Origin of the sequence: Kitasatospora sp. NPDC057965, assembly GCF_042887135.1 — a bacterium.
Lineage (GTDB): Bacteria > Actinomycetota > Actinomycetes > Streptomycetales > Streptomycetaceae > Kitasatospora.
This window is the reverse complement of the sequence record NZ_JBHVPZ010000017.1, coordinates 153556-167572: the sequence shown is the minus strand read 5'-3', so window position 1 is coordinate 167572 and position 14017 is coordinate 153556. Positions and strand designations below refer to the sequence as shown.

Sequence of the window (14017 nt, the reverse complement as noted above, 5' to 3'; positions counted from 1 at the left end):
GCGGCTGCGGGGCCGCGGTCCGGTGGGCGCGCCGGCCCGTCGGCCGGGCGGGTCCGTCAGCCGGACAGGTCCGCTGCCGCCCCGCGCCCACCGCGCCAGTCCCGCGGCGGCACCCCGTAGGCGGCGCGGAAGGCCCGGCTGAAGTGCGCCGGATTGACGAACCCCCAGCGCTGGGCGACCGCCGAGACCGTCGGCGCGGTGCGGCCGCGCCGGGCCAGCTCGCGGGCGCACTCCTCCAGTCGGCGCTGCTGGACGAGCTTGCCCACCGTCACCCCTTCGCCCTCGAACAGCCGGTGCAGGTAGCGGACGGAGATGTGGTGCGCCTGGGCGATCGGCTCGGGCCCGAGCTCGGGGTCGCCCAGGTGCCGGTCGATGTACCGGCGCACCCGGCGGACCAGCTGCGCGTTGGGGGTGTCCTGCCCGTCCGCCGCCCGGCTCAGGGTGAGTTGGGCGACCAGCGCGCTCAGCAGGTCGGCGAGGCTGCCGGCCAGCCGGTCGCCGACCGGCGCGGGGTAGCAGTGCGCGGAGGCGGCCAGGCCGTCCAGGAACGGCAGCAGCACCGGTCCGCACCCGTCCGCCGGGCCGACGGCCGTCGCCGACGCCCGCCGCAGGTCCTGCTCCGGCACGCCCAGCAGCCGGCGCGGCAGGTGGAACAGGTGGGTGCGGAAGCGCTCCGGGTAGTCGAAGGCGTACGGGCGGGCCGTGTCGTACAGCACGAGCCCGCCGGCCGCCACCTCGGCCCGGCGGCCGTCCTGCACCAGCACGGCCCGGCCGGAGACCTGCACGCCGACGCCGACCTGCGGTTCGCTGCGCGGCGCCCGGGCGATCAGGGCCGCCGTGCGGGAGAAGCGGGCGGCGTCCGCCTCCAGGGTGGAGACCCGCACGTGGCCGAGCCGGTGCGAGACCAGCAGCCCGTCGAACGGCCGCCCGGTGAGCGGGCGCAGTTCGAGCGGTACCAGGGTCCGCGACAGGGCCCCGCCCAGGTACGCCGCCTTCTCGCCGTCCGGGACCGAGGTGGTCGTCACCCGCACGCCCATCTGATCGCCTTCCGTCGGAATCCCTGCACGATCAGCCTGACCGGAAGGGCAGGCGACGCGTTAGGTCATCTGACTGTCGTCCTGAAGACGGGACGGGCAGGTGGGACGGACGGCGGTCGGGTCAGCGGGCGGCCGGGTGGCCGAGGGCGTGGGCGAGCGCGGCGCGGGAGGTGATCCCGAGCTTGGGGAAGATCTTGTAGAGGTGCGCCGCGACCGTGCGCGGCGACAGCCGCAGCCGCTGGCCGATCTCCTTGTTGGTCAGGCCGGTCGCGGCCAGCCGGGCGATCCGCAGCTCCTGGCCGGTCAGCAGGGCCGGCACCGACGGGGCCTCGGACGGTCCGCGCTGCGGCGGGACCAGCGCGTCGCCCGCCGCCCGCAGCTCCTCCTCGCACTGCGCCGCCCAGGGCGCGGCCTCCAGCCGGCGGAACACGTGGTGGGCCGTGCGCAGCACCTCCCGCGCCCCCGGCCGGTGGCGGCGGCGCAGCCAGGAGCCGTGGGCGAGCCGCAGCCGGGCGAGGTCGAAGGCCCACCGCTCGGCGCCCGGCACCTCGTAGGCGGCGCGGTAGGCGTCGTCGGCGTCCTCGTCCTCGGCGGCCACCGCGGTGGCGGCCGCGACCAGGAAGGCGTGCCGGCCGGAGATCTCCGCGGAGCGGGCCCGCCGGACGGCCGCGAGGTGGGCGAGCGCCTCCTCGCGCCGGCCGGCGTGCACGGCGGCGGCCACCAGGTCGAACACCAGCGCGTGGTGCCGGGGCGGGGAGCCCGCCGGCCGCCCCGGCGGGAGGAGCGCGCAGAAGTGCCCGTACGCCTCCTCGTGGCGCTGGTGGGCGAGCGCGGCCAGCCCGCGCAGATGGGTCAGGCGGTCGAGCACGAAGCGCATCCGGGCCCGGACGGCGGTCGGCCGCACGGCCCGCTCGACGGTGTCCAGCCCGGCCTCGTCGCCGCGCCCGGCCAGGAAGGCGGCGTGGTACTGGCGGAACAGCAGGGCGTTGGTGCGGTAGCCGAGTTCCTCGGCGATCTCCGCCTCGCGCAGGCAGTCGTCGGCCCGGTCCCAGTCGCCGAGCAGGAAGTCCTGGTGGCTCTTGGCCTTCGCCACCGAGCCCTGGCCGGCGTAGCCGTGCAGCCGGGTGAAGCGCTGCCACAGGTCGACCTCGGGGCAGTCGAGGGCCGAGGTGGTCCAGAGCAGCAGCCAGGCGGCGCCGGCCTCCTGCTCCGCGGTGAGGTCGCCGGCCACCGCCAGCAGGGCGTCGGCGACGCCCGGGCCCGGTTCCGTCCAGGCGCGCAGGCAGAGCCGGCCCACTTCGGAGACGGCGTCCCGGTGACGCTGCAGCGCCTGCCAGGCCCAGGGGTCGTCGGTGTAGCTGGCGGCCAGCAGCAGTTTGAAGAAGGCCTGCTCGACCAGCCCGCCGAAGGTGTCGGCGCCCGGCGCCGTCATGGTGTCGAGGGCGGCCGGCAGCAGGGCGGCCGAGGACGCGAAGTCGACGTGGTGGCTCTGGTCGGCGTAGACCACCGCGTAGGCGAACACCGGCGCGATGTCCGGCGGGACGGCGCCGGCCTTCAGCTCCTCCACCAGCGCGGCGGTGTGCCGCAGCTGCCCGCCGCGGGCGGCCATCACGGCGGCCCAGCTGAGCCGGCGGACGCGGTCGCCGGAGCCGGGGCTGAGCACGGCGGCGCGTTCGAGCAGCAGCGCGCCCTCGGCGTCGCCGCCGCGCCGGGCGAGGTCGCGGCCGGCCTCGGCCAGGCGGCCCGCGAGGTCCTCGTCCGGCAGCACCGCGGCGGCGGCCTCGTGCACCAGCCGCCCGGGGTCGTCCGGCGCGAGGGTGGCGGCCAGCGTCCGGTGGGCCTCGCGGCGCGCGGCGTCGGAGGCCGCCGAGACCACGGCGGTGCGGGCCAGCGGATGGCGGAACACCAGCTGCCCGGCGGCGTCGAGCCGGGCCAGGCCGTCCGCCTCGATCCGCTCCAGGATGTGCCGCACCTCGCCGTCCGGGACGGCGCGCAGCCACACGCCGCTGCTGAGGTCCGGGCCGGTGGCCAGGGCGGCGAGCAGCAGCAGGCGGCCGACCTCCGGGGTCATCGCGTCCAGCCGTTCGGCGAACAGCCGCTCCAGCCGGCGCCCGAGCGGCAGCCGCTCGGGCAGCGGGGCGACCCCGCGCTGCTGGGCGGCGGCCAGCTGGCGGGGCAGCTCGACCAGGGCCAGCGGATTGCCGGCCGCCTCGGCGAGCACCCGGTCGCGGGTGCCGCCGGCCAGCTCCGGGAAGCAGGTGCCGAGCAGCGCGGCGGCGTCCGCCCGGGGCAGCGCCCGGACCTCGACGGGCTCGGCCGACCAGGTCCGGGTGGCCGCCCCGTCCGGGCGGGTGGCGCCGGCGATCACCAGCGGCAGCTCGGCACAGCGCCGGTGCAGGAAGCCGAGGACGGTGGCGCTGGAGGAGTCGATCCAGTGCAGGTCGTCCAGGAGCAGCAGGACCGGGGCGGTGCGCACCGCCTCGTCGAGCAGGGTGAGGGCGGCGGCGCTGACGGCGAACCCGCTCGGGGCGCCGGAGCGGGCGCCGAACGCGCTCTCCAGGGCGTCCCGCTGGTGGGCGGAGAGCGCGTCGGAGCGCTGGAGCAGCGACCAGAGGGCCTGGTGCAGCGCGCCGAACGCGAGGTCGGTCTCGGCCTCGGCGCCGACGGCGCGCAGCACGGTGAAGCCGCGGTCGCGCGCGGCGCGCTCGGTCCAGGCCAGCAGGGTGCTCTTGCCGACACCCGCGTCGCCGCGCAGCAGCACGGTGGCGCCGCCCGTGCCGGCCCCGGCCCGGTCCAGGGCGGCGGTGAGCAGCCCGGTCTCCCGCTGCCGCCCGACCAGGGCCGGATCCTGCCTGTCGTGCGCCACGCGTCTTTCCTCTGAGGTCGGTCGGCCCCCTCGCGGGGCACTCCAGGCTATCGCCTGTCCGGGTCCCTCCGGCCCGCCGTGGGCGCGGGGGCGTCCTCGCTGCCGGCCACGGTCTGCACCCGGTCGGTGAAGCCGGCCATGAACTCGCGGTAACGGGACCGACGCATCGGGACCGTCGTTCCCCCCGATCGGGACCAACGGCCCGCAGACCCGCCGCCGCCGGACCGGCAGGCTGTATCCCAGAAGGACAGCACGGCACCGAGGAAGACCCCAACACCGAACCGAAGCACCGCAGTTGAACCGATCCACTGCACCGCCGCACGGTCCGGTCCGACATCCGTCGGTCCGTCCAGGTCCCGCCCGGGACCCCCCACCGAGGAGCCCGCCATGGCCGTTCAGCACCTCTCCGCCGCCCGCACCTCCGGCAACCCCTTCCGTCGCGCCGCCGCCCACCGCACCGCCTCCGCCACCGCCTCGGCCCCGCTCACCGCGGGCGGCGCCGCCCTGGCCACCGCCCGGATCGCCCTCGGCGCGGTGTTCCTCTGGGCCTTCGCCGACAAGACCTTCGGACTCGGCTACTCCACCGCCGACGGCCGCGCCTGGATCGACGGCACCTCGCCCACCAAGGGCTTCCTGAGCCACGTCTCCGCCGGCCCGTTCCGGGAGACCTTCCACTCCATGGCGGGCCAGCCCTGGGCGGACTGGATGTTCATGCTCGGCCTGCTCGGCATCGGGCTCGCCCTGGTCGGCGGTGTCGCCCTGCGGATCACCGCCGTCGGCGGAACCGCGCTGCTCGCCCTGATGTGGGCCGCCGAGTGGCCGCCCGCCCGCCACCTCGCCGACGGCAGCGCCAGCGGTTCGACCAACCCACTGCTCGACGACCACGTGCTCTACGCCGTGCTGCTCTTCGCCCTCGCCGCCACCGGCGCCGGCCGCACCTGGGGCCTCGCCCGCCGCTGGGCCGCCCTCCCGATCGTCCGCGACCACGCCTGGCTCCGCTGACTCACCACCCCCGACAGCCGGGACCGGTCGCGATCTCCCCCGCGACCGGCCCCGGCTCGTTTCCGTTCCCGTCCGCCACGGCACCGGTTCCGGGTTCCGTAGGATCCCCCGTCGCCCTCACCTTGCGCGGTGGCATTTGCCAGGCACCTGCGGAACGTATCCGGAGTGGTCAATTCACCTGCGAAGGCGAGGCGGTGACGCTAGAGTCACGCTCGTAACAACCGCCGCCCCGACCGCCGGCGGATGCACACGGAGCACCCCGTACCACCGCACGCACCAGCGGCCCGTCCGCCGCGACCGGCGCCGGACCGGGCCGACATGCCGCCGAGCAGACAGGGACCCCGTGCCATGACCGTCCGACCCGGCCGACGGACGGCGACCGCCGTCGCCGCCGCCGCCCTGAGCACCGGAGCACTGCTGGGAGCCGCACCCGCCGCGCCCGCCGCCCCGGCCACCTCCACCACCACCCCCGCCATGACCGTGCTGCCGACCGGCGTGCCCGGAAAGTCCTACAGCGATCCCACCGGGGTCAACGGCTCCGGCGTCGTCGTCGGCTACGCCTACGCCTCCGGGCAGGGCGTCGAGGCCAGCGCCGTCCGCTGGGCCGCCGACGGCACCCCCGCCACCCTCCCGCCGCTGCCCGGCGAGAACTTCGCGCAGGCCCTCGGGGTGAACGACGCGAACCTCGCCATCGGCATCTCCTGGCCCACCGGCCGCACGTCCTGGCAGTCGACCGCCGTCCGCTGGGCCGCCGACGGCACGCCCACCGCCCTGCCTCCGCTGCCCGGCGACCTGTACAGCAGGGCGGCGGCGATCAGCGGCAGCGGCATCGTGGTCGGGACGTCCTACACCAGCTCCGCCGGCACCCACGCGGTGGCCTGGCGCCCGGACGGCACCACCGTCACCCTCGCCCCGCTGCCCGGCGACACCGCCAGCGAGGTCACCGGCGTCAACGCCGCCGGCCTCGCCATCGGCCGCTCCTACACCACCGTCGGCTCGTTCCACGGCATCGTGTGGAGCCCGGACGGCACCCCGGTCCGGTTCCAGACCGGCCCGACCTCCGGCAGCGGCGACTGGCCGGTGGGGATCAACGACGCCGGCACGGTGGTCGGCGTCGCCGACCGGCCGCAGGGGATCGGCACCAGCCGCCACGGCCTGGTCCGCGCGCCCGGCGGAGCCCTGCGCGACCTGGGCCCGTACACCTCTCCGACCGCGATCAACGCCTCCGGCACCGTCGTCGGCCAGTACCAGCCGGACCTGGGCCAGCTCAACACGCACGCCGCCCGCTGGAGCCCGGACGGCACCCTCACCCCGCTGCCCCGGGAGCCCCTGACCGGCGGCAACTCGGCCGCCGTCGGGATCAACGGCTCCGGCACCGCGATCGGCTACGCCTGGGACGGCATCCCGGCCCGCCAGTACCAGTCGGGCCGGATCTGGGCGGCCGACGGCACCCTCACCAACCTCGCCCCCAACAGCTCCGACAACACCACCCTGTTCGTCAACGACGCCGGTCTGGTCGTCGGCCTCTTCCTGCTCCGCTCCCCGGGCAGCCTCTACCCGTCCCACCTGACGGTGGTCTGGCGCCCCTGACACCCCGCCGGCCGGCTCACACGCTCATGCCGTAGCCGATCTCCTCCGCGGCCACGCACCAGAACGAGTTCTCGTCGGCGACGGCCGCGGCGTCGCGCTCACCGAACCCCTCCAGCAGCCGTTCGGTGAGCGCCTCGGCCGCCTCCTCCGCCGCCTCCCAGGCGGCATCGTCGTCCAGGCCGTCACCCGGGCCGTCGTACGCGGCGGCCTCGGTGGCGGCCGCGTCGTAGGCACGGGTGAACGCGACGAAGGCCGCGACACCGCTGTTCACCAGATCGCGCCCGCCGCCCTCCGGCAGGCACCAGAGCGAACCGTCGTCACGCCGGACCGCGAGCGCGCTCAGCCCCGGGTCGACCGCGACCAGGGCGTAGCGGACGCCGTCGACCACGCGTTCCGCGAACGGGGCGTCCTGCCAGGCGCCGGGGTACGGGCAGCCGGCGCGGCCGGCCAGCAGGGAGGCGAGTTCGGCGTCGTCCATGCGGGCAAGCTACCCCGCGCCACCGACATCGCCCGCCCCGGCCGCCTCCACCAGCACCAGCGTCCCCGTGCTGCCCGCCCGGACGGCGTGCCGGGCGCCCGCCGGCACCCGGTACAGCTCGCCCGGGCCCACCGTCACCTCGGACCCGTCCACCAGCAGTTCGAGCCGGCCGTCGAGCACCAGCAGCAGCTCGGCGTCCTCGTGCGCCTCGACGGGCAGCGGCCGCCCGTCCATCCGCAGCACCTTCACCGCGGCCGTCCCCACCCGCCCGAGCACGGTGGAGTCCCACGGCGTCGGCAGCGCGGACGCCGTCGCGTACAGGTCGAGCGGGCTCATGGCGGCCTCCTCGGCGGCCCCGCCCGCCGGGGTGGCGGACGGGGCTCGCGGTGGTGTTCGGAAGGGACGGCTCCGGACGCTACCCGACCAGTGGCTCCGGTTGGTCGACCGTTTGGCAAAGCCTCTCCGCCGCCGCTCCGGGCTCCGCTCCGAGCCGGCGCCTCAGCAGCACGGCGGCCAGCGCCGCCAGCGCGAATCCCGCCCCGACCCAGGGCAGTTGGCGCACTCCCGCCCCGGCGACGACGAGTCCGCCGACCGCCGTGCCGAGGGTGATGCCCAGGTTCGAGAAGGAGATGAACAGGCTGTTGCCGAACTCCGGCGCGTCCTTCGCGTCCCGGGCCAGCCAGGTCTGGCTCACCACCAGCCCGCCCGAGTGCACCGCGCCCCAGAGCAGCACCGCGAGCACCATCGCCGCGGGCCACGGGCCGACCGCCCGGACCACCGCGTAGACGAGCACGTACAGGACGGGGAAGGCGGTCACCGTCCGGACCGGGTGGCGTTCCAGCAGCCGCCCGAAGACGAGGTTGCCGAGCACCATCACGATCCCGAAGGCCATCAGCAGAGCGCCGACCGTGGACCCGCCGAAGTGCGTGACGCGCTCCAGGTACTCGGCGAAGTAGCCGTAGACGGAGAACATCGCGGCGAACACGGACACCACGGCCGCCAGCGCGAGCCAGAGCCGGGGGCGGCGCAGGATCCCCAGCTGGGTGCCGTAGGAGAGCCGCCGCTCGGCGGGCATCGCCGGGAAGAGCGCCAGGATCCCGATCAGGGCGAGCAGGTTGGCGCCCGCGCCGAACCAGAAGGCCGCCGCCAGGGAGACGTGTTCGGCGAGCGCGGAGGTGACCGGCACGCCGAAGGCGAAGCCGAGGGTCACCCCGGCGAAGACCGTGGTGGCGGCCCGGGTCGCCTTCTCCGGGGGCACCAGCCGGGCGGCGGCGGTGAGCGCCACCGCGAAGAACACCGGGTGGAAGACCGCCGGCACGATCCGGAAGACCAGCATCACGGCGAACCGGTCGGTGAGCGCGTAGACGGCGTTGGACAGGGCGAACACCGCGAGGGCGACCGCCAGGACGGTCTTGCGCCGCACCCCGGAGGCCAGCAGCGTCGCGAAGGGGCCGGCGACGGCCACCACCAGCGCGAACACGCCGACCAGCCACCCGGCGGTGGAGGGCGGCACGGCGAGTTCCTCGGAGACCCGGGGCAGGACGCCGACGACGCCCATCTCCGTGGTGATGATCCCGAACACCCCCAGCGAGAGGGTCAGCACGACCGGACCGGTCTTTCCCATGGCAGACCAACCTACAAATCTAGATAGTTGGATGAATTTGGGCGCAGAAAGGCCCGTGGAAGGGCCGCGCACGGGCGCAGCAGGGCACGGCGCGGCCTTCTCCGGGCGTCAGAGCTCGTCGCGGACGTACGCCGCGAAGGCGGCGATCGTCTCCTCGTCGCGGCGGTAGAAGGTCCACTTGCCGATCCGCTCCGAGACCAGCAGTCCGGCGTCCCGCAGGATCTGCAGGTAGCCGGAGACCACCGACTGGGCCAGCCCCGAGCGTTCGCGGATGTCCGTCACACAGACGCCGATGTGGAAACCGACGCCGCGCTCGCGGTAGTACGCCTCGTCGAAGTAGCGCTCGGGCGTCTTCAGCCAGTGCAGGAACTCCGCCCGCGCGGGGTTCGCGAGCGCCTTGTGAACGGCCAGCGGATCCACCGCGCACTCCTTTCGCGAGCCCCTCAAGACGCATCCAATATTCTCGATACGAAGAAACCTGTCAACCCGGCCGGCGGTCAGCGGGAGAGGCCCGCGTGGTGGGCGAGGATGGCGAGGCGGACGCGGTCGCGGGCGGCGAGCTTGTGCAGCAGGCGGCCGATATGGGTCTTGGTGGTGCCCTCGGTGATGTGCAGCCGGACGGCGATCTCGGGATTGGTGAGGCCGTCGCCGACCAGGGCGAGCACTTCGCGCTCGCGGGCCGTGAGGGCGGCGACGGCCTGGCGGGCCCGGGTCCGCGCCGGGTCCTCGGGAACGTCGGCCGGGCCGTCGGCGAGCAGTCCGGCGATCAGCCGGCGGGTGACCCGGGGCGCGAGCGCGGCCTCACCGGCGGCCACCGCCCGGGTGGCGGCGAGCAGTTCGGCCGGCTCGGCGTCCTTGAGCAGGAAGCCGCCGGCGCCGGCGCGCAGCGCATCGCGCACGTACTCGTCCAGTTCGAAGGTGGTGAGGATCAGCACCCGGCTGCCGGACGGCCCGGCGACGATCCGGCGGGTGGCCTCGATGCCGTCCAGGCCGGGCATCCGGATGTCCATCAGGACGACGTCCGGCCGTTCGCGGTGGGCGAGTTCGACGGCCTGCGCGCCGTCGGCCGCCTCGCCGGCCACCGTGAAGCCGGGGGCGAGGCGCAGGATTCCGGCGAACCCGGCCCGCACCAGGGCCTGGTCGTCGGCGACCACGACGCGGATCGTCACGGGCGGACCCCCGTCGCGGCGGCGAGCGGCAGCCCCGCGTCCAGCGGCAGGCCCGCCGTGACGCGAAACCCGCCGGACGGCGTCGGCCCGGCGAGGCACCAACCGCCGTACGGGGCCACCCGTTCGCGCATCCCGGCCAGGCCGCTGCCGCCGGACGGCGCGGCGGCGCGGGCGCGGCCCTCCGCTCGACCCTCGGCGGGACCGTCGTCGGTGACCTCCAGCCACAGCTCGCCGTCCCGGTACTCCACCTCCACCCGGGCCGCCGCCGCACCGGAGTGGCGGACCACGTTGGCGAGCGCCTCCTGCACGATCCGGTAGCCGGACAGGCCGACGCCGGGCGGCAGTTCACGCTCCCGGCCGCGGATCCGCACCCGCACCGCGACGCCCGCCGCACCGGTCCGCTCCGCCAGCCGCTCCAGGTCCGCCGCCGCCAGACCGGGCGCGGGGGCGGACGGCGGCTCGCCCGGCTCGGCGTCCTCGCGCAGCACGGCCAGCAGCGCCCGGGTCTCGCGCAGCGCCTCCGCGCTCACCGTCCGGATCGCCGCGAGCGCCGCCCCGGCCGGCCCGTCCTGCTGCCCGGCCCGCTCCAGCGCGTACCGGCCGTAGCCCGCCTGGACGCTCACCACACCCAGGCTGTGCGCCACCACATCGTGCAACTCCCGTGCCAGCCGCAGCCGTTCCTCCGAGGCGGCGGCGCGCTCCAGGGCCACCGCCCGGGCGGCCAGCGCGGCGGTGTGCGCGCGGTGGCGGCGCACCGCGTCCCCCACCGCCCAGCCGGCCGACTGCCCGATCACCGCGAGCAGCACATTGCCGCCCACCTCGGCGGGCGCGGCCAGGGTGACCGCCCAGCCGGCGACCGCCGTGCCGAGCACCACCCGCGCGGCCCGCCGCTCCCGGGCCGCCGCCGTGTACACCACCAGCGTCCCGACCAGCACCGCCCAGAACCCGACGACCAGCGCGATCGCGGGCTGCCGGCAGGCCGCCACCGTCCCCGCCCAGGCGAACAGGGCGAGCCCGCAGGCCCCGACCGGGTCCCGCCGCCGGGCGGCCAGCGCCATGCCGAGCACCACGGTGGCGAGCAGGGCGACGGCCACGGTGGCCGGGCCGTCCGGCGGCGGGTTGCCGCGCCCGTGCGGGTCGAAGTGCCGGGCGGCTTCGAGCACCCGGGCGGCGGTCACGGCCGTGCCGACCAGCGCGGCCAGCGGGTCGGTCCACACCCGGTGCGCGGGCGTCAGCCGTTTGGTCCACGGGACGGGCGCGACCCGCTCGTCGTTCTCCACCCGGCCAGGCTAGCCACGGGCGGGCGGGCCGACATCCGACCACGGTCGTATGCCCACGGCCGGACGCGCCGGACGATCCCGGGACGCCACCGTGGGGCCGCAGAGACCAGCCCGCCCCTTCGAAGGAACAGCCCTATGCCGCACCACCGTTCACGCCCGGCCGTCGCCGTGCTCACCGTCCTGCTGGCCACCGGCGCACTCGCCACCACCGCCGCACCCGCCGCCCAGGCCACCGGGGTCGCCGCGCGCACGGGTACGACCAGTACCGCCCCGATCCCGATCACCCTGCCCGCGCCCACCGGCCCGCTGCCCGTCGGCACCACCACGCTCCACCTCGTCGACCCCCGGCGCCCCGACCGCTGGGCCCCCACCCCGCGTCCGCGCGAGCTGATGGCGCAGCTCTGGTACCCGGCCGCCGCCTGCGGAGCACCCGCGCACCGGCTCGCGCCGTGGACCGGCCCGGCCGAGCAGGCCCACCTGGAGTCCGACTACCTCGGCGCCGCCCCCGGCCGGCTCACCTGGCCGGTCACCCACTCCCGCGAGGACGCGCCCGCCGACCGCACCACCCGCCACCCGGTGGTCCTCTACTCCCCCGGCTCGCGCTCCGACCGTTCCTTCGGCACCCTCGCCGCCGAGGACCTCGCCTCCCGCGGCTATGTGGTGGTCTCCCTCGACCACACCTTCGACGCCGGTGAAGTCGTCTTCCCGGACGGCCGGCTGGAGGTCCGCAACAAGCCGGCCGTGTTCGCCATGACCGACGAGGAGATCGTCGCCTACCGCACCGCCGACACCCGCTTCGTCCTCGACCGCCTCACCGACCTCGCCGCCGGCACCAACCCGGACGCCGAGCGGCGCCCCCTCCCGCCGGGCCTCGGCGCGGCCCTGGACCTGGGAGCCGTCGGCGTGGCCGGGCACTCGATGGGCGGCGCCACCGCCGTCCAGACCCTGCACGACGACCCGCGCGTGCTCGCCGGGGTCTCCCTGGACGGACCGGTCTTCGGCACCGTCGCCACCGACGGCCTGGACCGCCCGCTGCTCCTGTTCGGCGCCGCGGACGACCGGCCGACCCGCGACGCCATGTGGGACTCGCTCTGGCCGCGCCTCACCTCCTGGCGCCGCCAGCTCCTGATGGACGGCTCCGGGCACGGCAGCTTCGCCGATCTGGAGGTGCTGTTCTCCGCCGCCCGTTCCGCGATGTCCTGGACCGACGAGGAGGTCGACCACCTCATCGGAACGGTCCCGCCGCTGCGCGCCGTCGCGGCCCAACGCGCCTATCTGGCGGCCTTCTTCGACCTCCACCTCCGCCACCGGCCGACGCCGCTGTTCACCGTCCCGTCCCCCGCGAACCCGGAGGTCCACCTGGTCCGCTGACAGCGGCGGCCGGAGCGGATTCTAGGTGGCCGGGGCGGGGTCCGGGCGGCAGGACAGGTCCCGCTCCGGCAGGACGCCGGTGGCGAGGAACCGGTCGGCGGCGGTGACCGCGCAGGACGGCGTCCACCGGTCGTAGGCGCCGTGGTTGCCGCCGTCCACCGTGACCATCCGGGCCCGCCTGCCGAGCGCCGCCCGCATGCCCAGCGCGCCGACCAGCGGCGTCGCCGGGTCCCGCTCGGTCTGGAGCAGCAGGATGTTCGCGGGCCCCCGGTCGGTGATCCGGACCGCGGGTTCCACGGGCGCGGGCCAGAACGCGCAGGGCCAGACGTTGGCGCCCATGCCGCCGACGATCGGGTGGCGCCGACGGCTCTCGGTGACGTCCCGCTGGTACCGGCCGAGGTCGCGCGACGCCGGGGTGTCGCCGCACATCACCGCCGTCAGCGCGACCACGTCGTTGTCGTCCGGGATGCCCGGCGTGCCCTTGGCGAGCCACCAGTACGGGACCGGGCCGGCGCCGTCGGAGGCGAGGAAGCGCCACCAGTCGGCGATCTCCGGGAACAGCGCGGTGTGGTAGGAGTCCAGGCGGTACAGCGTCCGCCACAGGTTGCCGTTGACCGGCCCGGCCACCGGGTGGGTGACCGGCGTCCGGTCCAGTCTGGCGGCCAGCGCCAGGTAGTTGGCGCGGACGGCGGCCGGGGTCGCGCCGAGTCCGAGGGCGGCGTCCTGCCCGGCCGCCCAGGCGGCGAAGTCCTCGAAGCGCAGTTCGGCGGCGTGGTCCCAGGTCGCGAGCCGGTCCTGCCAGGTGGCGGCGGGGTCGACGCTGCTGTCCAGGACGAAGCGGTCGGTCCGCCCCGGGAACAGCTCGGCGTAGACGGCGCCCAGGTAGGTGCCGTACGAGGCCGCGCGGTAGGAGATCCTCGGCTCGCCGAGGGCGGCGCGGATCCGGTCCAGGTCGCGCGCGGTGTTGGCGGTGGTCAGGTGGCGGATCGATTCGCCGTTGCGGGCCAGGCAGTCGCGCGCCAGGTCCCGGGCGAAGCGCACGTTCGGGGCGATCGAGCCGTCGGGGGACGGGAACGGGAAGACCAGCTCGTAGGGCACCTCGGCGGCCGTCCGCCCGCAGGTCAGCGGCGCGCTGCGGCCGACCCCGCGCGGGTCGAAGCTCACCAGGTCGTACCGGTCCAGCACCTCGCGCGGGTAGCCGGCCTCCTGGGAGCTGGGCAGGTGCAGGCTGGCGACGCCCGGGCCGCCACCGTTGTGCACCAGGATGCCGCGCCGCAGCCCCGGCTCGGCGGTCGCCAGCTTCGACACCGCGATCTCGATGCTCCGCCCGCGCGGGGCCCGGTAGTCCAGCGGCACGCGGACGGTGGTGCAGCGCAGCCGCGGGTCCACCGGCGCGCCCGACGGGTCTGCGGGGCAGTCCGTCCACACCAGTGGCCGGGCACGTTCCGCCGGATCGGCCTGCGCCACTGCGGCACCCGCGAGCACCAGGGCGAGTGCGGCGACGGCGGTTCTCAGGGGTCCTCGTAATCTCATAGGTCTGGACCATAGGGGCGGGTGCGGCGCGCTGTCCTCCCCCTGCGGGGGTAGCGGCCGCGCCCTC

Annotated in this window: 12 protein-coding genes; 3 read left to right on the top strand and 9 right to left on the bottom strand. The window is 76.2% G+C overall.

The window, feature by feature from the left end; translation table 11 throughout:
• Positions 1-56 precede the first annotated feature (56 nt).
• Both ACFVVU_RS23030 and ACFVVU_RS23025 read right to left on the bottom strand, forming a co-directional pair.
• A complete protein-coding gene (locus tag ACFVVU_RS23030; protein WP_387791907.1) occupies positions 57-1025 on the bottom strand; it encodes a helix-turn-helix domain-containing protein in 969 nt (322 codons plus the stop codon).
• A 133-nt stretch (positions 1026-1158) separates the two neighbouring features.
• Positions 1159-3903: an ATP-binding protein gene (locus tag ACFVVU_RS23025; RefSeq protein WP_387791905.1), complete on the bottom strand. Its 2745-nt coding sequence runs from the start codon at positions 3901-3903 to the stop codon at positions 1159-1161.
• Positions 3904-4290: 387 nt separating this feature from the next.
• Between ACFVVU_RS23025 and ACFVVU_RS23020 the strand changes: the two genes are divergently transcribed.
• Together ACFVVU_RS23020 and ACFVVU_RS23015 are read left to right on the top strand one after the other, a co-directional pair.
• Complete coding sequence (locus ACFVVU_RS23020) at positions 4291-4905, top strand: hypothetical protein (RefSeq protein ID WP_380684267.1); 615 nt, start codon at positions 4291-4293, stop codon at positions 4903-4905.
• A gap of 348 nt (positions 4906-5253) precedes the next feature.
• Positions 5254-6495: a hypothetical protein gene (locus tag ACFVVU_RS23015; protein ID WP_387791903.1), complete on the top strand. Its 1242-nt coding sequence runs from the start codon at positions 5254-5256 to the stop codon at positions 6493-6495.
• A gap of 16 nt (positions 6496-6511) precedes the next feature.
• Here the strand turns inward: ACFVVU_RS23015 and ACFVVU_RS23010 are convergent, their stop codons facing one another.
• From ACFVVU_RS23010 to ACFVVU_RS22985, 6 genes are all read right to left on the bottom strand, one after another.
• Entirely contained in the window at positions 6512-6973 is a 462-nt protein-coding gene (locus ACFVVU_RS23010; protein WP_380684270.1) for an SUKH-4 family immunity protein, read from the bottom strand.
• A 9-nt stretch (positions 6974-6982) separates the two neighbouring features.
• Entirely contained in the window at positions 6983-7309 is a 327-nt protein-coding gene (locus ACFVVU_RS23005) for a cupin domain-containing protein (RefSeq protein WP_380684271.1), read from the bottom strand.
• Positions 7310-7388: 79 nt separating this feature from the next.
• Positions 7389-8597, bottom strand: a complete 1209-nt coding sequence (locus ACFVVU_RS23000; protein WP_387791901.1) for an MFS transporter — start codon at positions 8595-8597, stop codon at positions 7389-7391.
• Positions 8598-8705: 108 nt separating this feature from the next.
• Positions 8706-9017: a helix-turn-helix transcriptional regulator gene (locus tag ACFVVU_RS22995; protein ID WP_355367812.1), complete on the bottom strand. Its 312-nt coding sequence runs from the start codon at positions 9015-9017 to the stop codon at positions 8706-8708.
• 77 nt (positions 9018-9094) lie between these two features.
• Positions 9095-9766 (bottom strand): response regulator, encoded by a 672-nt coding sequence (locus ACFVVU_RS22990; protein WP_387791899.1) that lies wholly within the window; start codon positions 9764-9766, stop codon positions 9095-9097.
• On the bottom strand, positions 9763-11046 hold the full coding sequence (locus ACFVVU_RS22985; protein WP_387791897.1) for a sensor histidine kinase: 1284 nt from the start codon (positions 11044-11046) through the stop codon (positions 9763-9765). The genes ACFVVU_RS22990 and ACFVVU_RS22985 overlap by 4 nt, the downstream gene beginning before the upstream one ends.
• A 135-nt stretch (positions 11047-11181) precedes the next feature.
• Here ACFVVU_RS22985 and ACFVVU_RS22980 point away from each other — a divergent pair, with 135 nt between their 5' ends.
• Entirely contained in the window at positions 11182-12417 is a 1236-nt protein-coding gene (locus ACFVVU_RS22980; protein WP_380684275.1) for an alpha/beta hydrolase family protein, read from the top strand.
• Between the two features lie 21 nt (positions 12418-12438).
• Here the strand turns inward: ACFVVU_RS22980 and ACFVVU_RS22975 are convergent, their stop codons facing one another.
• The gene (locus tag ACFVVU_RS22975; protein ID WP_387791895.1) at positions 12439-13950 is read right to left on the bottom strand and encodes an alpha/beta hydrolase; all 1512 of its coding nucleotides are present in this window, start codon (positions 13948-13950) and stop codon (positions 12439-12441) included.
• Between the last annotated feature and the right edge of the window lie 67 nt (positions 13951-14017).